Raw genomic sequence first — 19537 nt, forward strand, 5'->3', positions numbered from 1 at the left:
GGCAGCCCTCAACTCCGCTACAAGAGCGAGACTGGCCGGGATCTCTCCGCGGACGTCTTCACGCGCTTGGACCGCCGGTGTTTCAAGTGTTGACGGGCCTTCGCCTCCGAGCGCCATGCACCTCGACCACACCCGACCGCTCGCCATGCTGTGGCCGTTGGACGGCGACGGCGACGGCGACGGCGACGGCGACGGCGCCATGCTCGGCGCACAACTCGGAGAAGCGCGATCGACCTCCGGCGGACTTCTACACCGAGGACGAGTTGTCCCGACTGTCGGACCTCACCGGTGTGCCCTTCAGCAGCTCCGCGATCCCAGCCCGAACCTGCAGGCCGTCGAGTTGCTCGGCCAGGGCCTCGACTGATTGCGGGACGAGTCCCTGACGCGCCCGGCGTTGCAGCAGGTGCGGGACGGCAAGCTCACCGCCGACCTGGTGCTCAAGGCGCTACGAAAGGTGCCGGGCAGCTGCCCGGGTGGCTTGCTGTTCGCGGTGTAGCGCCGTCAGCTGCGCGCGGTCGCGAACAGGTACCGGTCCGCGACCGTCGCCCTTTGGTCGCGCAGACCGTGGTTCTCCGCGTCGAGGACACACTCGCCGTCCGGCGAACTCGATGTCGAAGTAGGGCTCGAGCATGGGCCGGATCGCCTCGGTCATGTTGACCGGCGCGGTCTCGCCGAGGCGCATGAACAGCAGGCCGCCCGGTCGGAGATGGCGGCGCATGGACGCGGCGAACTCGCCGTACGCGTCGAAGTGCTTGTGTTGCTCCACCTCGAGAAACTGATTCGGCTAGATCTTGAATTCGGCCGGCGACCAGCCGGCGACCACAGCCGCGTCAAGTTGCTGGACCAGAACCGCGTGTTCTTGCTGAACGGCGGTGAGGTGGGCTCCGGCAGACGCCGCACCTTCGTCCGCGGCGAGCAGGTCCTCTCGGACTGGATGGCAGAGCACGACTTCGTGAGCATCGTCGAGCACCCGCGGCCGTGGGAGCTCGAGAACGAGCTCATCGTCACGCTGGACGTCCCGCTCAACCTGGAGGGCAACGCCTTCCATGCCGGGCTGACCGAGGTGCGCCGTCGCGCGGGTGCCGCCGGGAACGAGCGTCCGATCGTGCCCAATCCCCGGATCGGCGGCCACTAGCCGAGTGGCACTCCCTGCTGACGGTGGCGTTCCGGTTACCGTCCGTCCGTGGGAGAACTGACGCCCGGCGTCTACGAGCACCTGCTGACGGAGGCACTGCACGGTCGGCTGGCCGGCACGGACTTCGACCTCGTTTCCCTGGGCGAGCTGGACCCCGTCGATGCGCACGAGACGCTGACCCGCCACATCGCCGAGCTGGCATCACGGGCTCTGCGCATCGCCGGCGGAAGCGACCGGGCCGCGGTCGGACGCCAGGTCGCGCTGGCCAACGACATGATCAAGGCCCTCACGGCACTGGCTCCGGACGCGGCCGCTCCCGAGGACGCCGTCGTCGAGCCACCGCGCACGCTGCTTGCCGTCACCCGCCCCTCCCCCACCCCCGGGCCGGCGACCTTTCCGGAGCGACCGGCCGTCCCGATGTCCACCAGCGCCCTGCTCGTCAACGGCCGCGGTCAGCCGCGCATCGGCTTCGAGGTCGCCCGCGAGCTCGCCTCCGCGGACTCCGTCGACCTGCTGTGCGCCTTCATCAAGTGGCAGGGCCTGCGGGTCATCGAGAAGCAACTCAGCGAGTTGCGCCGACGCGGCGGCCGGCTGCGCGTCATCACCACCACGTACATGGGCGCCACCGACCAGCGCGCGCTCGACCGCCTGGTCGAGCTCGGCGCCGAGGTGAAGGTCTCCTACGAGACCCGGACGACCCGGCTGCACGCCAAGGCCTGGCTGTTCCGCCGTGCCACCGGCCTGTCGACGGCGTACGTCGGCTCGTCGAACCTCTCCCGCACCGCCCTGACCGACGGCCTCGAGTGGAACGTGCGGCTGTCCAGCGTCGAGCAGGCCCACCTGCTCACCACCTTCGCCGAGACCTTCGACAGCTACTGGCTCGACCCGTCGTTCGAGACCTACGAGCCCCACCGCGACGGCGACCGGCTTCGCGCGGCACTGGCTGCGGAGCGCGGCGGCCCGTCTGACCTGCCCATCGAGATCACCACCCTCGACGTCCGCCCCTTCGGCTACCAGCGCGAGATCCTCGAGGCGCTCGACGCCGAGCGGACCGTCCACGACCGGTGGCGCAACCTCGTCGTGATGGCGACCGGCACGGGCAAGACGGTCGTCTCCGCGCTGGACTACCGGCGCCTCCGCGAGAGCGGCATGGTCGACCGCCTACTGTTCGTCGCCCACCGCGAAGAGCTGCTGACCCAGAGCCTGTCGACGTTCCGACACGTCCTCCGCCAGGGCGACTTCGGCGAGCTGTTCGTCGGCGGCCAGCGGCCCCGCGAATGGCGGCACGTGTTCGGCTCCGTGCAGTCGCTCAACCAGCTTGACCTCGACGAGCTGGACCCCACGCACTTCGACGTCGTCATCGTCGACGAGTTCCACCACGCCGAGGCGGCGACCTACCGGCGGCTGCTCGAGCACCTGAAGCCGACGGTCCTGCTCGGGCTGACGGCGACGCCCGAGCGGACCGACGGCGCCGATGTGCGCACCTGGTTCGACGGACGTACCGCCGTCGAGCTACGGCTGTGGGAGGCGCTGGAGCAGAACCTCCTCGCACCGTTCCAGTACTTCGGCATCCACGACGACGTCGCCCTCGACCAACTGCGGTGGAAGCGCGGCCGCGGGTACGACACCACCGAGTTGACCAACGTCTACACCGGCGACGACCACCGCGTCCGACTCGTCCTGCAGGCGGTGAAGGACAAGGTCGAGGACCCCGGCCGGATGCGCGCCCTCGGGTTCTGTGTGAGCGTCCAGCACGCGCAGTACATGGCCGACCGGTTCACCCGGGCCGGCATCCCGAGCCGCGCGGTGACGTCCACGTCGACTCGGGAAGAGCGGGCGGCGGCTCTGGCCGCACTACGGGACCGGACGGTCAACGTCCTGTTCGCCGTCGACCTGTTCAACGAGGGACTCGACATCCCGACCGTCGACACCGTGCTCTTCCTCCGCCCAACGGAGAGCGCCACGGTGTTCCTCCAGCAGTTGGGGCGCGGCCTGCGCCTGGCCGAGGACAAGGCCTGCCTGACCGTCCTGGACTTCATCGGCGCCCAGCACAAGCAGTTCCGCTTCGACCTGCGCTTCCGCGCGCTGACCGGCAGCTCGCGACGAGGCGTGCAGCGCGACGTCGAGCAGGGCTTCCCCACCCTCCCGGCGGGGTGCCACATCGAGCTCGACCGTGTGGCGCAGCGGATCGTCCTCGACAACATCAAGCAGTCGCTGAACGTGTCGTGGAAGGCGCTGGTCAGTGAGGCGAAGCGGGAGAAGTCGCCCTCGCTGTCCGACTTTCTCAAGGAGACGGGCGTCGAGCTCGAGGACCTCTACCGCGGCAACGGTCGCAGCTGGCTGGACCTGCAGCGCGCCGCCGGTTGGGTCGAGGACGCACCCGGTCCGGACGACGCCGCCCTGGGTGCCGCGTTCGGCCGCATGCTGCACGTCGACGACCTCGAGCGGCTGCGATTCTTCCAGTCGGCCGCGCGACGAGACACCGCAGCACAAAGCAGCGCTCGTCTGCGTCGAATGGCCGCGATGCTGCACTTCTCGCTGTTCGGCTCACGGACGCCGTTCAGTGCCAAGGAGGAGTCGCTAGCTCGACTGCTGGCCAACCGTGGCCGCGCCGAGGAGCTCGTCGAGCTGAGTGGCGTCCTGCACGAGCGGATTCACCGGGTGGCCCGGCCGCTGAGCGAGGCCTACGACCGTCCGCTACACGTCCATGCGCGCTACAGCCGCGACGAGGCGCTGGCGGCCTTCGGGCTCGAGGACCTCAACGGCACGTGGGGCTCCGGCGTGCGCTGGGTGCCCGGCGATCGCGCGGACGTCTTCTTCGTAACGCTGCAGAAGACGGAGGCGCACTTCTCCCCCACCACGATGTACGCCGACCACGCGATCACGCCGACGCTGTTCCAGTGGGAGTCGCAGAACGCGACGGCGGAGCGGTCACAGACGGGGCAGCGCTACGTCAACCATCGGGCAATGGGCACGTCCGTGCACCTGTTCGTCCGCGAGTCCAAGACGGCGGACGGAACGCTCGGCACGCCGCCCTACCTGTACGCCGGGCCGATGTCCTACATGTCCCACACCGGCGAGCGGCCGATGCGCATCCTTTGGCAGCTCGACCACGCGCTACCGGCGGACGTCTTTCATGTTTCGAAGGTCGCTTGACCGTCGGGTTGGCCTAGGTGGCGGTCCTGCGACGACACTCGAACAAGCACGGCGCCGTCTAGCTGGTCGGGCGCCTGACGCGGCACCTGGCGCGGCGTTCAGCAGCAAAGCGTCAATGACGCCACGGCCGGCGCATTAGCCACACGCAAGCTCCGCCCCAGCCCCTGGCCGGCTATCAACGACGAACTGCTGACGGCTTGCATAGCCGCGTCGATCCGCCGAGACAGCCTCCGAGCCGGAGGGGGTCATGCCGCTCGGCGCAGGCGTCCGCAACTCACCGGTGATGCGCTTGAGGGCCGCGAACGGCAGTGCGGTCCCGACCGGCTGGAACGGCAGTGCGGTCCCGACCGGCTGGAGTCGAAGACTTGCCATTCCGGCGCTCCGAGCCGGCTTGGCCGCGCTGGCGCGGTCCGCTTCAGCGCTTCACAAGCAGTGCCGGGCCTGCAGAACACGAGGGTCGCCTGGGACTTCCTTGTCCCAGGCGACCCTCTCCGCACGTCCCACCGGCAACCCTCGACCGTGGCACAGCTCTATCCGCCAGGGTCGGGGGAAACCCGGCAGGGACGAGGCGAGGGCATCACCCCACCTCCTCCACTCGAGAATGGCAGTCCGTCAGGCCGGCGGTGTTCCCGTGGCCTCGAAGGAATTGGGCTCCTCGCTGAGGTCGTCGGTGTTCACGACGCCATCACCACCATCCGCGGGACGACTCGAGTCGACTCGCGCCGCGAGCGTCTCCTCCGAGACGGGATACGTGGCGTGCGTGATCTCCTTGAACGACCTCCTCGCCCGCTTGACCGCCTGCGCACTGGGCGGCGCCAGATGCACGTAAAGAAGGTCCACGAGCAGGCCGACGTTCTCCTTCGCGGTGATCATCTTCTTCGTCGCGACGTTGTAGACGGCCGTCCAGGGAGCCGCCTCCAGGCGCCAATCCAGCTCTGAGAGTCGACTCATCACCTCTTCGAAGGTCAGGGCCTTCTGGTTAACGATCTGGCGGACCACGCGGACCACCGCCTGCTGCACGATGGGACGCATCAGCGGATGCCCCTCCCCCTCCTGCCCCTTCGGGTAGCGGACATCGCGGGCCGAGGTGGCACTGTCCATCCGACCCACGATGTCGCCGCAGGCCTTCAGCAGCGCATCGAACCGTTCAGCCAGGGCCTCATAGGCCTCATCGAGCACTTCGGCCGCAGGCCGGTCCTTGAGGTCCAGAGTCGTGCTCTCGAACCAGAGGTCCTGCAGCAGGGCGCGGAGCACGACGATCGTCGTGAAGGCATACTTGTCGGTTGCGGCGATCTGCTTTCCCGCGAGCCGGCGCTCCCCCTCGTCGCCCACGAAGGTGAACACCTTGACGACCTTGTCCTTCGCCAAGAAGGGATGGTCCGTCAGGAACCGTCGCGTGAGGACGGAGTAGCCATCGTCCTCGTCGAGGGCGATGTTCTCCGCAGCGGTCGTGACCTTCGCGTTCCGGTTGATATTTGTGAACAGTCGCCGCGTCCGCTCACGACCGGACTCGCTTTCGTAGTGCGAGACGATCAGGACAGCGATGTCCTCGCTACCGAGACTGGGGTCCTTCTTCAGGGCATCCTTGATGGCGCGCAGGCGATGCTGGCCATCGAGGGCGAAGTAGGATTGCGTGCCATCGAACGTGAGAACACCGAACCCCTGATCGATACCCTCAAGAACATTCTCGGGATCCGCCATTTCCAGGGGCACGTACTCCGGGCTCCCGCCCCAGCATGCGATGATGAGCGCTCCAAGGAAACGGTGCTCGTTGTTCATCAGGTACTTGACGATCTCGTCGGTCCGCGTGCTGATCCCTCGCTGGATCATGCTGTTCAGCTCGGCGTTTCCGTTGAGCTCGTAAGCGAACTGCACCTGCCGCGCAACCTCGGCGTATTTCATTGTGCAGATGTAATAGTCCCAGTCGCCCACTCTCGCCCGGAGCGCGGGGATAAAGGTCTTGTTGGCCATGCGTTCAGATCTCCTTGAAGGCGCTGACGGGCTTGCCGCTCCGCACCGGGAGCCGGCTGGGGTTGTGCTGTGAATTGAGGGGTGGAGCAAGAGCCTTGATCAGGCGCTTCTCGAGTTGAGCGATCTTGACCTGGTCGTCGATCTCCAAGAACCAAAACTCGAGGGGGCGCAGTTGCAGGTATCGACCCAGCCGACCAGCGCGGTCGGCGGGCGGCTCGCGTAGGAACAGGTCACTGGGCTCTCCGATCAAGTACTTGCTATAGCCCGTACGGAAGCGACTCGCGAGCGTGTTCGTGCTCGCCCCCGCTCCGGTGCGACCGCAGTACAAGACCCAGGGGAAGGTCCGCTCATGCGGCGCCTGAGCTGCCTTGAGCACCAAAGTCGGGCGCCAGACGAACATGTAGAGCCCGGGCGCGTCGGGTAGTTGGAGATCGGGAACTGCCGACCGGATTTCCCACTCGCCGAGCTCCGCCAGCTGCGCGCTCAGAACGCTGCAGTGGTCGACGTCCAGCAGTCGCAGGAAAGGCGGCCGGAAGGTGACGCTCGCCCAGTCGTCATCGCAGTGCATCTGCAGAGCGGTACGGAGGGCGTCAGACATGGCGCCAGTGCTCATACGTGACACACGGTGCAGCCGTCGGCGTCGTCCTCATCATCCAGAACATCGCCAAGCACCTGGACCAGGGGCAAGTTCACTCGCTGGCGAGCCGCTCGATCGAGTGACTGCTGGTGCTTGGACTTGATCTCTTCGGCACGCTCGCGAAGCTCTCGAAGGGTCTCGCCCTGGCTCCAGGTGTATGCGCGACCTTGCATCGCGGAATCCTCGAAGCCTCGCTTCTCCTCATAGGCGATCGCCTCTTCGAAGAGTTCCGGGTGCCGCTCCGACAATCCCACCCATTCGGCCTTCCGCTGAAAGAAGCAGAAGCTGCAACCCGAGCGGGTCCTCCACTCGTAGTACTCGGGCAGGCCGACGCCGGCATCCTCCAGGATGCGGAGGACTTTCGCCTTGTCGATGCCGTCCTCCTTGAAGGGGAAGACAGGCCGGATGGTGGGCTTGGTGCTGATGTAGCCACCGCGGTTCTCATCAGCCCGGATCCCGACATAGGTGTACGTGGGATCATCCCCGAGCCATGCTTCGAGTGGCTTGATCTTCAGGTTCTTGGTGCACCAGCGCATCTGTGGACTAGGAAGTGCCCCGCCGTAGACCTGCAGCCAGTGATCGAAGTCGCGATCGCTGTTGAGGCGCACGATGCGGCGCCCGAGCACGGACTCCAGACGCTGGAGGTACTCGTAGGTCTCGGGAAGCTCGGCCCCTGTATCCGTGAAGAAGTACTCCAGGTTCGGAACCCTGTCGCGCAAGTAGAGCGCTAGCGCCGCACTGTCCTTGCCCCCGCTGATGCCCAGCACGTGGCGTGCACCAGTGTCACGAAGCGCTTCCTCCAGGGAGACAGCGCTCCCGTTCAGCGCGTTACCCATGAGCACTCTCCCCGTTCATCTTGAGCTTCGGCGTGGCCGCGGACTGAAGCATCTTGTCCGCGGTAGGCGCCTCGAGAACCTTCTCGGCGATCATCTGCAGCAGGGCGTCGGCACCCTGTGGGCCGAACTGCTTGATCGCCCGTTCAAGGAGCTCGTCGGCCATTTCCGCGACCGCCTCACTTGCCGCGCGATCCACATACAGGACGCGGGTGGCCTCGGTTCCATTGGGTCGAGTCTGTGTGAAGCGACGGGCGATGAAACCGTCTGTACTCCCCCGTGACGCCGCGTCGAAGTGCAATGCCTCAACTCGACGGAACGCAGCAATCAGGCTCCTGAGGTTCACCTCGAAGCGGTCAACATCATCCTGCCGCCACGAGGCCGGCGGACGATCTGCGATGGCGAGGCCGATGGATTCGAGCCAGGCCTCGTCCGGCAGGACGTTGTCCCGTGCAGTGAAGAGAAAGGTCCTGAGACGCGGATCGAGGACCTTGTCCTCAAGCACCTCGGCGCGCGCAGCCAGTTCCGCTCGAAGCTTGGTCAAGTCTTGCGGAAGGCCGAGTTCGGTGGCAAGCCGGACACCGTTGTCCGCCAGACGCTTGGGATAGGCGCCGGCCAGTTCACGTAGGGCCGACCCCAGCGCCTTAACGAAGCCCTCAACGTCGGCGGTGGCAGTCTTGGTGGTTAGTGGCGCAATGCCGCATGCTGCCGGCAGCTGTTGGAACAAGAGCGCGTCGGGCTCCCGCGCGCCGAGCAGCGCACTACGCACGGCGACGGCGATCTGGGTCAGCTGCCGGGTGTGGATTGTGTAGTCGGGCAGACGCCGCACGAACGTAAGCAGAGGTGCCGCAGTAGTCAGGATGGAGCTGTTCCTGATGCCGCGCGAGGCCGAGGCTGACTGGACGAGCCCCGCTGCGGAGGCGGTCTGCCGGATCGCTGCGAGCGCCTTCGCTCGCGCCCCGGAGGCGGAGAACGCTTTGAGACGGAACCGTCTCGGATTCTTGATCATCCGCTCAAAGAGGTCGGCACTCAGCGACGGCTGAAATGTCCCTTCTTCGTAGACCGCCACGTCGTCCTTGCGTTGCAGCAACCAGGCAGCGAGAAGGACCGGGATCGGGCCATCCTTGATTCCGATTGGGGGAGCTTTCAGCACCGAGTAGAGGGCGTCCACGCCGACGGAAGCTTTCGCGGCCGGGTTCACGACACGGTCGATGGCGCGCCAGATGTCGACGAGATTGCTCGACTCTCGCGGCTCACTGAATGTCCAGCTGCCATCGCGAGTTAGGCCGTGAAGGCCCGTGTGCTTCAGCACTGCCTCGTACATGGCGCGCTCAGGCCCGTAGTGAGTCATTCCGAGGGCCTTCTCCGTGGGCCTCGTCATCATGAGTTCCAACAGGTTGCGTCGCGCCTTTGCACCCTGACTGGTGAGTTCCCGGCGCCCCAGCATTTCATTGCGGATCTCGGGGCTCTCCGGGTAGGCGTGGTCGCATTCCGTGGACAACAAGCGCGACAGGCCATGCTCCGCGTTCAAGGAATCCGCTAGGCCGTCAGGGCTGATGCGGAAGTACTGCACGCCCTCGGTTGTAGGGGCGAAGGCCTCGGCCTGGGCGGTACGGAGACGGGCGCGTGCATCCGCGGCTCGATCCTGCAGCTCTCGTCGTGCGACCCGGTCGGTCACGACGTCCTGTTGATCCAGGACGCTCAGCGCCGCTGCCACCTCGATCGCCGCGTCTCGCACGTCGGAGGCACGGTCACTCACCACAGCGATCACCGGCCGGTCGGTCGAAACGCCGGGCATGGTCTTGGCCTGCTCGGGGTCCCCGAGGAAATAGATGAGCTGTCCATCGGCTGGACTGGACGCTTCCAGGGTCGGCCAGGCGCGGAATGCATCCGCGTAGGCAACGGTGAAGTAGCGGAGCATGCCGACTCGCTGGCTGTGCTTGGCGGCGATGACCGGGGACGCGTCTTGCAGCTGGTTGAGAAGGTCCGCTGGACTGGTGTTTCGCAACTGCTCCCGAGCGTCCGCGACACGGCCGCGAAGGTCGACGTCGCTGCCCTGCCACAGGCGGTAATCGTCAGCGAAAGCGCGGTACGTGACCCAGCCGCGAGCCTCCAGACTGGTCAACCTGTCCCGGACGTCGAAGCGCGAACTGATGTCAGGCCTGCCGAGGGAGTAGCCCACCAGTGCCGCAGAAGCGTGCAGGCCGCTCGAGTTGCCCAGCAGGTTGAGCAGCCCCACCGTCTTGAGGGCGACTTGGTCGTCCGCATCGATGGACTGCGCCTCACGGACTCGATCGTCGATCTCCCTCCATCGGCTCCCGCCGACCCCTAGGGCAAGCGAGTGGCCAGGGCCGGTGAAGAAGTCGTACAGGTCATGCAGCTTGAGGGTAGGTAGCTCATGACCCGGGGCCGGTACAGCGGTTCTCTCCAAGAAGTCCGCCACGGTGTGACGCTCTCGGCCAGTAAGGAAGGCGAACAGGGTTCGCCCATGCTGGCCCAGCCGCGCGCAGAGCTCTGGCAGCGCCAGGAGCGCCGTCGGATGCAGCGGGTAGCAGTGCTCGATGGTCTCAGCGCCGCCCGGAATGTGATTGGCCAGCCCCAGTTCCGCGATGCATTCGAAGGAGCGCTCAGCCCATTGGCGGCGCTGCGCCGCGAAAGGAGCAGAGATCGTCGCATCGTTCAGAGCAACGGCTACCAGCCGCAGCGACTGTTCGGGCGTCTCCAGGAAGGGCACATCCTCGAAGCGCCCCTGTACTTTCCCCCACTCCCTGCGCTGCGCGGCCGGCGCGGCACGCACATAGTCATCGAACGCGAGGTGCTGCAAAGTCAGAAGGAAGACGGGAGCAGCGGTGGCGCCACTGGCCCGCTCGGCGAGCTCCTGAAGCACGAAGAGGTCGGCGGTAGCCGCCTCTTCATCCCGCACCGACTGACCAGCGAAGTGTTCCAAGGCCTTGCCGAACTCGTCCAGGACGATGAGCACAGGCGCGTGCGCAGCTATAGCCTCCGCCGCCGCGGCGATCGAGCGAGCATCCGGCGACTCGCTTGACGCTCTCAAGGCCTCGGTGATCGGCTGCGGGACCGCGTCGCCCCAGTGAGCCTTGGCGCCGAGCTCGAGGGCTCGCAGGAGCCCGTCGCCGAGAGGCTCCCGCTGGCACGTCGTTGTGGCAAGAACGAACCCCTTCGAAGGGTCTCCGGTCGCAGTCGACCTCGCCCGGGCGAGCTCCTTGAGAAGGCCCGGGTCCGCCCCCGCCAGAGCTGCCTCTGCGCGCTGACGGTGGCGCCCCTGCGCCCCTAGGAGCGATCGGAGGAAGAGGGCAAAGGAGCTCTTGCCGGCCCCATAGGGACCAGTCAGCGACCACGCCCTACCGGACGCCGGCTCGTGGACGGCGTGCACAATCCGACGCAGTACCTCAAGGGCTCGACCAGTAGGAATATAATGGTCGCCCTGGTCAAGGTGCCGCTCCAGGTTCGCCGCACGCAGGTAATCCGCTCGCGGAGCGATATGCGTCGCAAGGCTCTCGGGCCCAATTGTCAGCTGCGTCACGCGACACTCCTTCGAGCACCGAAGTATGCGCTCAAAGCCCCATTCGCAAGCAGCCCAGGATCCCCCTCGACTACGAGTTGTCGCAGTCCGGCCGGCTCGGCGACGCGCATACCAGGAATCCGTTGTTGCGCAGCTGACAAGGCGTCGTACATTGCGGATTCCGTCAGCCCGAAGACGCGCCCGGGACTCCCCGGATCTCCGGTCAGGCGAGCCAGGCTCATAGTTCGGGAGCCTGCGCCGGCACGCGCCATGTATTCGAAGGAGGCGAACGCCAGAATAGCGTTCGGCAGCGAGCTCTTCGAGCCGACGACGAAGCGCCAGGAGCGGGCATCGCCCGGCGTTGGGGTGATGAGCCCGAGTTCACGCGTCGGACAATCGAGCAAGTCGTCCATCGTCTGGCGTCCGTATCGGCGAAGTGCGAAGGTCCGCAGAAGGCAGTCCACATCCTTCTTGATCGATGACTCCTTGACGGCAGGCCAACCAGCCGCCGAAGTCAGCTCCACGACATGGTCGGTCAGGTGTCGTTCCTCGAATTGCTGTTGAGCGAAGAGGTTGAAGGCCACCCACCAAACGGGAGCTAGGCAGGGAGGCTCAAGGAGCTTCCAGTGAAGGAGCCAGAGCGACCCCACATCTTCCAGGTACGGATCCCATCCGTCTTCGGCGAGGAGCGCATGACCGAAGGCAGTGGGAACAAGTAGCGGCATTCGCGGCCGCTCCTTGTTCTCCTGCTCCTCCAGAATCTTGTACGCCTGAGCCCAATAGCGGATGGCGCTAACCATGTTCTTGCCGACGCCCAGTCTAACCGTGGCATCGTCCTGGCTGAAGACGGCACCGTACGGGTCGGCCTGCGCCTCGACGTAAGCCTTTCGCAGCCACCCGAAGCGCAGGTGGAACGTCTCGTGGCGAGCGAACGCGGGTTTTGTTGCAGCAGCCAAGAGTGCGCCGCTCATCGATACCTCACAGGTGCATCAGTTCCAGGGCGTGAGCCAGGATCGGTCAAGCGTCTGACACTTTGGACGGCGCTGATGATCCGAGGCACCGCGGCCGCGAGCTCCTCCCTGGTGGTGAGTCGGCTGAGACCGAACCGGACCGCGGACTCAGCACGGTGGTCAGGCAGCCCCATGGCACTGAGAACGTGTGAGACCCCTGGAACACCGAAACTGCAGGCACTCCCACTGCTCGCCGCGACGTACTCCATGTGGCCGATTACGGCATCCGCCGGCACTTCAGCGTCTTCGGCACCGAAGGACACATTGACGATGCTCGGCAAGGATCCGGTTGGATGCCCGTTCACCTCGACGGTAGGCAACGATGCCTCAAGGCTGTCGATCAACGTCTTCCTGAGCCGGGAAACATGCGCTTCGTTCTCAGCCGCCCCCTGCAACGCCAGCTCGGCCGCGACCCCGAGCGCAACAACGCCAGCTGTATTTTCGGTGCCGCTACGGAGCCCTCTTTCCTGGCCCCCACCTAGGACCAACGGCCGCAACTGCCTCCGCACCTCAGGGGAAACCAGCAAGGCGCCCACACCCTGGGGTGCATGCATCTTTTGTCCACTTACCGTCACAAGGTCGGCCGCGGCCACGCCGGGAGAGGACCCAAAAGCGAACACCTGACTAGCATCCGTGTGGACAAGTGCGCCACTGTCGTGAGCCAGGCGACAGATGTGCGAAAGGTCCGCCCTTGTCCCCGTTTCGTTGTTGGCGGCCATGATGCTCACCAGAGCGGTCCTGTCGCCGATCACTTCGGCCAACTGCTGCAGGTCAGGCTCGCCATATTCATTCACATCGAGGAGCTGAACCTTGTAGCCTCGCTCGCTCAGGGCGTTGATCGGGTTGAGGACGGCGGGATGCTCCGTCCGGCAGGCCACTACCTGATTGCGCAAGCCACGGGGACCCGAAAGAAGACCCGTGATCGCCAGATTATTCGCCTCGGTCGCTCCGCTCGTGAATACAACTTGGTGCCGGCCACCCGTCAAGGCGGCAACCTGCTCACGGGCCACGCCGACCAACTCGGCGCTCTTTCGGCCGGCCCAGTTGCCACTAGAGGCATTACCGACCACGTCTCGCAAGACACGAGTCATTGCGTCGTAGACCTTGGGCGCGATTGGCGTGTTGGCGGCGGCGTCCAGGTAGATGTACTGCGTCATGCCAGGGAGCAAGTCTCTGATCCGTCGCGGCATGACAAGGTTACGACGACGTCTCGACCCAAGGCGTGAGCAAACTTCTGAAGAGTAGTCAAAGTCGGAATACGCCTGCCACTCTCGAGATGGGCTACGGCCGACTGAGACGTTCCCGTCCGCTCGGCGAGTTCCGCCTGCGTGAGTCCAGCAGCTTCCCGAAGTTGACGGATCTGCCGTCCGAGAGAGTTCATCGGCCGCAATGGGTCACCTCCCACAAGTCTGACCAGCGGGGGACATGACTGCGACGCTATGTTGCCGCTCGTCCGCTGACCGAGCGCGACACGCCGTCCACACCTTGCCTCAGGGGCCTGACAGGTTACGACACAGCCTCGAAGCGGAACGGCCGGTCGGGTCGGCCAGTGGCTGGGAACCTACGCCTTGGGACTGCTGGAGCTGCCACCGGTTGAAGGGAGCGCCATCCGCGCCAGGTGGTCGGCGAGCGTCAGGGCCAGCGCACCGGGATCAACCGGCTGGCGACCGCCCCTCCCCCGCGGATCAGGCCGCGCGGTCTAGCTGAATCGGCTGCCTCCAGGGGGCGTGCCGACGCCGGTGACGACGTCACCGCCGGCGTCTGAGGAGAGCCAGCAGGTGCCAGAGGGAAGGACGCACGGACCCCGCGAAGGCTCCGCATACCGAGCACTGCGGAGGGATGAAAGTGCCGCATGGAAGGAGGCGGGCGCGGTCGGCCGGGCTGCTGCCACATCGCGGGCAGCGGCCCACGACGGGGTGGCCGTCAAACGCTTCGGCCTCCTCCGGCGAGCTGCTCATGGCCCCTCCTTCGTGCTAGCACCACTACCGGTGGCGCGCGTGGCCATGATGGTTGCCGACACGAACAGGACCGCTGCTCGAGCGCGGGCGGTCACCCAAACGGGGGAACGAGGTCTGCGGATGGCTCACCGCACTGCGTCGGCGGCTCTGCACCTCAGCCATCGGAGACGCGCTCCGCTCGTCACCCCAGGCACCGATACCCGCCCGGCCATCGCCGCGGATCTTCGGCGGCTGCCGTGCAGGCAGCCACCACGGTCAGCGCTGTGCGTACCTGCGTTCGGCCTCGACGCGGCCGCGTGTGCACAGCTCCCGCAGGGACCCGGGCCGGGTGTAGACGGCGTGGGGCGCCGCCTCCCGCCCGGCGGTACCCAGCCACTGCCAGTGCGGCTCCATCATGTCGGACTCCACGCGCAGGTCCAGCAGCACACCGTGCCGGTATTCGTGCGTGTCCCGGACCTCGGCGATCGAGTCCAGGGACCCGCGGCTGGGACCGCTGCGCCCCCCACCCTGACGATTGCCGCGCTCCTGCCGCTGATGGTTCGTCTTCAACTCCAGCACCAGCAGGTTATTGTCTCGCCCCTTCTCCCCGCGACGGTGCACGATGAGGTCCGGATAGACGCGGCGTCCTCGCTCGTCATCCGGGGCGTTGGAGGGCCGCCTGCGCTTGACGACGGCCTCAAGGTCGCGTCCGGCCCGGTTGTACTCGCAGTCAATGTCCCAGCTGCGGTCCATCAGCCGGCGTAGGTGCCAACCGAGCGCGCAGGCGACAGACACCTCGCCGACCGGCTGGTCGCTGTTGCCCGCCTGGACCGTGAGCAGGCGCCAGTCCTCGAGGATCAGATTACTGATCGCCATCCTGAGACGGCGTTGCACCGAGTCACGTCGCATGCGGCGCAGCATGGCCGACGCCGGCGCCCCGCGGCCGCCGCACCCCCGGCGGGTCGTCGATCCTCTTCGCCGCCGCTGGAGTGGTTGGGGTGACCGCGTGGCCTTCCGGGCGCGCAGCGTCGCCGAACGCTGCGCCGACCGGCTCGAGCAGAACGGCGCCCCGGGCGATGCGCTAGTCCGGCTGCGAGGTCGGCGCCAGTATCGACTGGCTTCGCCGCAGGAAGGCGTCGGCCTCCGCGGCAATGGCGGACAGCTCTCGGGAAGCGGCATCGCGCTGGGAGGAGTCGGCGAGGATCCCATCGCGCAGGCGATCGATCTCCGCCATCGCCGACTCGAACGGCGGATCGACGATGGACCGCAGCTGGGCGTGCGCGTCCGCCGCAATCTGATCCGCGATCGCCATGATCTCGGTGATGAGCAGCGCACGCGCACGTCGCTGACGCTCCACCTCGGCGACGGCCTCGCGGTCCCCGCGCCACACCTCGTGGACGGTCGAGGCCACCTGGAGAGCGACCCCCGCGACCTTGAGCGCCTTGCCCAGGCGATCAGCGATCTTGACGGCCTGCCAGGGCTTGAACCGCGCACCGAAGAAGTGCCCGACGTCCTTGACTGCCCCGTGTCCCAGCGATCCCGACGAGCCGGTGAGTCCGTCTCCTGCTCCCCACATCTTCCTGGCGTTCGACAGCCACTCCCCGACCTCGTGCATCCACGGCGCGCCCTGCTCGGGGTGCGCCCCCGAGCCTGCCCGGGGAGCGCCGGGGCTCCGCGGATCTGGCGCGGTGGCCGGCCGCAGCCGAACCGTTCCGCTCGCTCGCAGGAGTTCCGCCGCACGGTTGCTGCCGGCGATGTCCAGCATGTCCAGCCCCAGGCGGTCGAACTGCTGGGCGACCAGGTGGTTGACGTCCTCGGCGAACCTGTCGGCGTGCTCGTTCAAGCCGTCGACGAGTCGGGCCGAGGCGCGGGCGACCTCGTCGTCGTAGGTCTGCTGGGCGGCGAGTTCGCAGGCGTCGACGAAGTCGGCGATGGCCGTTCGGCTGTTTTGCTTGAACTTGGCCTCGGCATCGCGGAACTGCACGTCGATGTGTGCCCGGCGGTCGGTCATGGTCCGTCGCTGAAGCGCGAGGAGAGTCAGGCCGGCCCGCTGCTCGGGATTCTCCGCGAAGAGTTCCTGCCCGGCGTCACAGAGTTGCCGGATGAGTTGGAACCGCTGCCGCAGGATCGCCAGGTCGCCCCGATTCTCGCTGATCCGGTTGATGGCCTCGCGGAGCTCGTCGATGCCCGACCGTCGGCGCAGCAGGTGCCGACGCCGCTCGTCCTCCAGGCTGCGCAGGTAGTAGGCGGAGTCGACCTCCAGCACCGGGAAGGCGTCCCGTGTCAGTCCGACCGCCTCGCGGACCACTTGCCTTCGGTGCCCCTCCGGCGCCGACATGGTGGCTGCGTGGGTGATGACGACCAGCAGTTGATCCGCTTTGCCTAGGTCGAGCGCCAGCCGACGCAGAAGGCCCCGTGAGGCGTCGTCCAGCAGATCAACCGTCATGACGAACAGAACGAAGTCCGCCGTGGTGATGGCCTCCTCGGCCAGGCGGTCGTGCTCGCGGACGTTGGCCTGGACGCCGGGGGTGTCGATCAGGGTGACCGCCCCGTCCCAGGTGTACTCGGTCACCTCGTCGGTGGCGATGTCGCTGTCGATGACCACGTCGGCCGCGCCGTCGGTCAAGGCCTTGACCAGACTCGACTTGCCGCTGCTGAACTGACCAGTCAACACCATGCGCGGCGTCGAGCGCTCCTCGAACACGGCGTGAGCCAGCAACTCCTCCGCTTTCGGGCCGTGCTTGACGGCCAGCACCGCCCTGAGCCGTTGCAGCAAGGGAGGAGCCTGTGTGGCCAGCTGGTGAAGCAGGATCTGCGTCATGCGTCCTCCCGGGGAGCACGTGGGTGAGGGGGCACGTCGATGGTCACGGCGCAGCCGGAGTGGGCGAGGGCCAGGTCCGACCACGCCTGCCGGATGCCGTCCGGAATGGCCCCGTCGACTCGGACCGATAGGTCCTGGGCGGTCATCTGGGAGACCCACACGTCGCCGGCGTGGAGACCGAGGGTCACATGCAGAGCGGACCGGGACGGCCAGGCCCCCGGCGCCAGCGGCGTGGGCAACAGCAGTTCAGTGGCCGAGGCGACCGGAAACAGCGCCAGCTCGCTGAAGGCGGGTTCGGGCAGCTCCACCGCCACGCCGACCCCGGGCCACCTCGTGGCCCGGCGCACAGCCGACGCCGCTCTCGTCCTGCCCGCGAGGCCCAGCAGCGCGCGGACGGTCTCCGCGTCGATCGCCCCGAGGGCCTCCCGCACAGTGCCGGCCAGCCGGTCAAGGGAGTGCGTCGCATCCCGAAGGACGACTTCACCGACTTCCAGCCGTGCTGCTTCGCCGGACACCTGCCGGCGCCACTGAGCCACCGCATCCGCCACCATCGCGACCTGGGCGTCCTCCGCCTTCTGCAGGACGTCTGTCATCTGCGCCTCGACCTCTCGTCGACGACGGTCCAGAACAGCGTCCTTGCTCCGGAAGAGCCGATCGACCAGCCCGGTGGCCAGCGCCTTCACCGGGTTGAGCAGCAGCCCGGCGAGGGCGCCGGCGACCAGCCCGACCGCCGGCCCGACGATGTGGCCCACCCCGGGGACCACCGACCCGACGAGCGCGCCGACTCGCAGGCCCGCGAGGGACGTGGCGGTGACGGCGACGAGGTCGACACCCGCCCTGCCGACCCGGTTGAACCAGACATCGCCGAATCCGGTCAGGTCGCGCACGCCGTCCGGCGTGAAGTGCTTCCAGTCATCCGCGCAGTCGGCCCCGATCTCCTGGATGTCGTCGTTCAGCCGCTGGGCGACCCGGGTGACCGCTTCCACGAGCTCCGTCTGGATCAGCTCGGCCTCGGCGCGCCACTGCGCGGCGACGTCCGACTCGAGGTCGACCTCGTCGTGCCACTGCGCGCGCGCTCTCAACACCGCGGTCGTCGCCGCCAGCAGTTGCGTCTCGGCGTCGTCGATGCGGCGGTTGGCTCGCCGCGCGAAGGCCTGCCGCAGTCCCGACCGCGCCTGGGCTTCGGCGTGAGCTGCACTGCTCCTGTGTCGGAAAAGCACCGCGGTCTCCACGCACCGCTCGCGCAGCTGATCGCCGACCCGCAGCAGGCGGCGCGCCTCCGCGGACTGAGTCCGCTCGGCTGCCAGGGCTTGCATCAGATCGTCGATGCGGCTGTTCCTGTACAGCAGGCGCGACGTGGCCTCGTCGTGCTGCCCCGCCGAAGCGCGCAGCGCCGCCTGGGCATGCAGCAGGACCGTGCCCACGGGCCGGCCACCCACCCGGGCAAGGTGCCGCTGGATGACGTTGAGGTGGCCTTCGCTCTGATCGAAGACCCGTTGGGGTTCCTCCGTGACGTCGAGCCAGCCGATCTCGTCATCGAGGTCCGCGCGGCAATTCAGCACCACCAGCAGGGGTTTGCCTGCTGCTGCCAGGATGCGCAGGGCCTTCCCTGTCTGCTCCTGGGTCGCATCGTTGGCCGCAACCCACACGATGAGATCCGCGTGCGGAACCTCCGCGAAGGCGGCCTCGAAGTCGGCCTGGCCGTCCAGGGCACCGACGCCTGGGGTGTCCACGACCTCGATGCCGAGGGCCCGGACCGGTCGGAGGCAGGAGTCCCGGGAGTACCTCTGCCGCCCGTCGCCGACGCGGGCGCCGTCCCCCGCCGATAGAAGCTCGAACAGCGTGCTCTTGCCGGACATCGTCCGCCCCATCAGAACCACGCGGAACGGCCGTTCGTCCACGTCGCCGGGGGATGTCGCCGCAGCGTCGCGGAGCGCCGCAGCCTGTCCCGCGAGGACCTCCGACAGCTCCTCGAGCGCCTTCGAGACGTCGGCATCGGCGATGAGGCGACGACTGAGAGCCGTCGCCGTCTCCTCTAGCCCGGCGGCCAGCGACAACACCTGCTTCTCCACCACCGCGCGGAGGGCCGAGGGAAAGGTGCAGGTCACCTCATCCCGCCCGTAGAGCACGGCCCGCGCCCACTCCAACCCCGCGCCGGCCCGCTGCCCACGTAACGGAGGCGCTGACTTCATCGCATCCGTCCGGCTCAACCGCTCATCTGCCACACGAGGGCGCCCCTACCTCGATCGTTTGCCGCGGGTCGGCGTATCGCCGTCGCGTCTCAGGCCCCGTCCAGCCAGCCGGCGCACGCTATAACGCAGGAGCTTGATGGCTCCGCACGTCGCGCGAGCGTGTCATCCAAAGGTGCCGCCACCCGCTCGCGGTGAATCCGAGAGATACCGATGATGGATGGGCGACTGCCCTTCCCGAGTCCAGGCGGGATGTGCGCAGACGGCAGCACATCAGGCAGTTCACGCGGTACAGGACGCCGATGCAGAGGCCCGACCCGCTCGG

At 67.3% G+C, this 19537-nt stretch carries 13 protein-coding genes; 2 read left to right on the forward strand and 11 right to left on the reverse strand.

The genetic code is table 11. The annotated features are described in order from the left end of the window. Positions 1-445: 445 nt before the first annotated feature. On the reverse strand, positions 446-766 hold the full coding sequence (locus tag ACI78R_RS07125; RefSeq protein ID WP_457040153.1) for a hypothetical protein: 321 nt from the start codon (positions 764-766) through the stop codon (positions 446-448). Positions 767-853: 87 nt separating this feature from the next. On the opposite strand from ACI78R_RS07125, the gene ACI78R_RS07130 reads away from it, so the two are divergent. Together ACI78R_RS07130 and ACI78R_RS07135 are read left to right on the forward strand one after the other, a co-directional pair. Beyond that, positions 854-1135, forward strand: a complete 282-nt coding sequence (locus ACI78R_RS07130; RefSeq protein WP_457040154.1) for a GIY-YIG nuclease family protein — start codon at positions 854-856, stop codon at positions 1133-1135. 48 nt (positions 1136-1183) lie between these two features. After that, positions 1184-4291 carry a DUF3427 domain-containing protein gene (locus ACI78R_RS07135; RefSeq protein ID WP_457040155.1) on the forward strand — a complete coding sequence of 1036 codons (3108 nt, stop codon included), beginning with the start codon at positions 1184-1186 and terminating at the stop codon, positions 4289-4291. Positions 4292-4903: 612 nt separating this feature from the next. Here the strand turns inward: ACI78R_RS07135 and ACI78R_RS07140 are convergent. The 10 genes from ACI78R_RS07140 to ACI78R_RS07185 form a co-directional block, all read right to left on the reverse strand. Beyond that, positions 4904-6262: a DNA sulfur modification protein DndB gene (locus tag ACI78R_RS07140; RefSeq protein WP_457040156.1), complete on the reverse strand. Its 1359-nt coding sequence runs from the start codon at positions 6260-6262 to the stop codon at positions 4904-4906. A gap of 4 nt (positions 6263-6266) precedes the next feature. Beyond that, positions 6267-6875, reverse strand: coding sequence for a hypothetical protein (locus ACI78R_RS07145; protein ID WP_457040157.1), 609 nt, complete (start codon positions 6873-6875; stop codon positions 6267-6269). Continuing rightward, positions 6872-7735 (reverse strand): phosphoadenosine phosphosulfate reductase family protein, encoded by an 864-nt coding sequence (locus ACI78R_RS07150; RefSeq protein WP_457040158.1) that lies wholly within the window; start codon positions 7733-7735, stop codon positions 6872-6874. The genes ACI78R_RS07145 and ACI78R_RS07150 overlap by 4 nt, the downstream gene beginning before the upstream one ends. Then, the gene (locus ACI78R_RS07155) at positions 7728-10712 is read right to left on the reverse strand and encodes a hypothetical protein (protein WP_457040159.1); all 2985 of its coding nucleotides are present in this window, start codon (positions 10710-10712) and stop codon (positions 7728-7730) included. Before ACI78R_RS07155 ends, ACI78R_RS07150 begins: the two co-directional genes overlap by 8 nt. 560 nt (positions 10713-11272) lie before the next feature. Continuing rightward, the gene (locus tag ACI78R_RS07160; RefSeq protein ID WP_457040160.1) at positions 11273-12226 is read right to left on the reverse strand and encodes a DUF4007 family protein; all 954 of its coding nucleotides are present in this window, start codon (positions 12224-12226) and stop codon (positions 11273-11275) included. Continuing rightward, positions 12223-13422 carry a cysteine desulfurase family protein gene (locus ACI78R_RS07165; protein WP_457040161.1) on the reverse strand — a complete coding sequence of 400 codons (1200 nt, stop codon included), beginning with the start codon at positions 13420-13422 and terminating at the stop codon, positions 12223-12225. The genes ACI78R_RS07160 and ACI78R_RS07165 overlap by 4 nt, the downstream gene beginning before the upstream one ends. Beyond that, the gene (locus tag ACI78R_RS07170) at positions 13419-13646 is read right to left on the reverse strand and encodes a helix-turn-helix transcriptional regulator (protein WP_457040162.1); all 228 of its coding nucleotides are present in this window, start codon (positions 13644-13646) and stop codon (positions 13419-13421) included. Before ACI78R_RS07170 ends, ACI78R_RS07165 begins: the two co-directional genes overlap by 4 nt. Before the next feature lie 832 nt (positions 13647-14478). Continuing rightward, positions 14479-15111 carry a hypothetical protein gene (locus ACI78R_RS07175; RefSeq protein WP_457040163.1) on the reverse strand — a complete coding sequence of 211 codons (633 nt, stop codon included), beginning with the start codon at positions 15109-15111 and terminating at the stop codon, positions 14479-14481. 172 nt (positions 15112-15283) lie between these two features. Then, positions 15284-17023, reverse strand: a complete 1740-nt coding sequence (locus ACI78R_RS07180; protein WP_457040164.1) for a GTPase — start codon at positions 17021-17023, stop codon at positions 15284-15286. Next, positions 17020-19098 (reverse strand): GTPase, encoded by a 2079-nt coding sequence (locus ACI78R_RS07185; RefSeq protein ID WP_457040165.1) that lies wholly within the window; start codon positions 19096-19098, stop codon positions 17020-17022. The genes ACI78R_RS07180 and ACI78R_RS07185 overlap by 4 nt, the downstream gene beginning before the upstream one ends. Positions 19099-19537: the final 439 nt, after the last annotated feature.

It is taken from the genome of Geodermatophilus sp. SYSU D01106, from assembly GCF_054049995.1.

Bases quoted from the DNA above. Each gene is read 5' to 3' on its own strand.
- ACI78R_RS07160 (WP_457040160.1), bottom strand. From the start codon at position 12,226: ATGAGCGGCGCACTCTTGGCTGCTGCAACAAAACCCGCGTTCGCTCGC.
- ACI78R_RS07145 (WP_457040157.1), bottom strand. From the start codon at position 6,875: ATGAGCACTGGCGCCATGTCTGACGCCCTCCGTACCGCTCTGCAGATG.
- ACI78R_RS07150 (WP_457040158.1), bottom strand. From the start codon at position 7,735: ATGGGTAACGCGCTGAACGGGAGCGCTGTCTCCCTGGAGGAAGCGCTT.
- ACI78R_RS07165 (WP_457040161.1), bottom strand. From the start codon at position 13,422: ATGACGCAGTACATCTACCTGGACGCCGCCGCCAACACGCCAATCGCG.
- ACI78R_RS07140 (WP_457040156.1), bottom strand. From the start codon at position 6,262: ATGGCCAACAAGACCTTTATCCCCGCGCTCCGGGCGAGAGTGGGCGAC.
- ACI78R_RS07180 (WP_457040164.1), bottom strand. From the start codon at position 17,023: ATGACGCAGATCCTGCTTCACCAGCTGGCCACACAGGCTCCTCCCTTG.
- ACI78R_RS07170 (WP_457040162.1), bottom strand. From the start codon at position 13,646: ATGAACTCTCTCGGACGGCAGATCCGTCAACTTCGGGAAGCTGCTGGA.
- ACI78R_RS07175 (WP_457040163.1), bottom strand. From the start codon at position 15,111: ATGCGACGTGACTCGGTGCAACGCCGTCTCAGGATGGCGATCAGTAAT.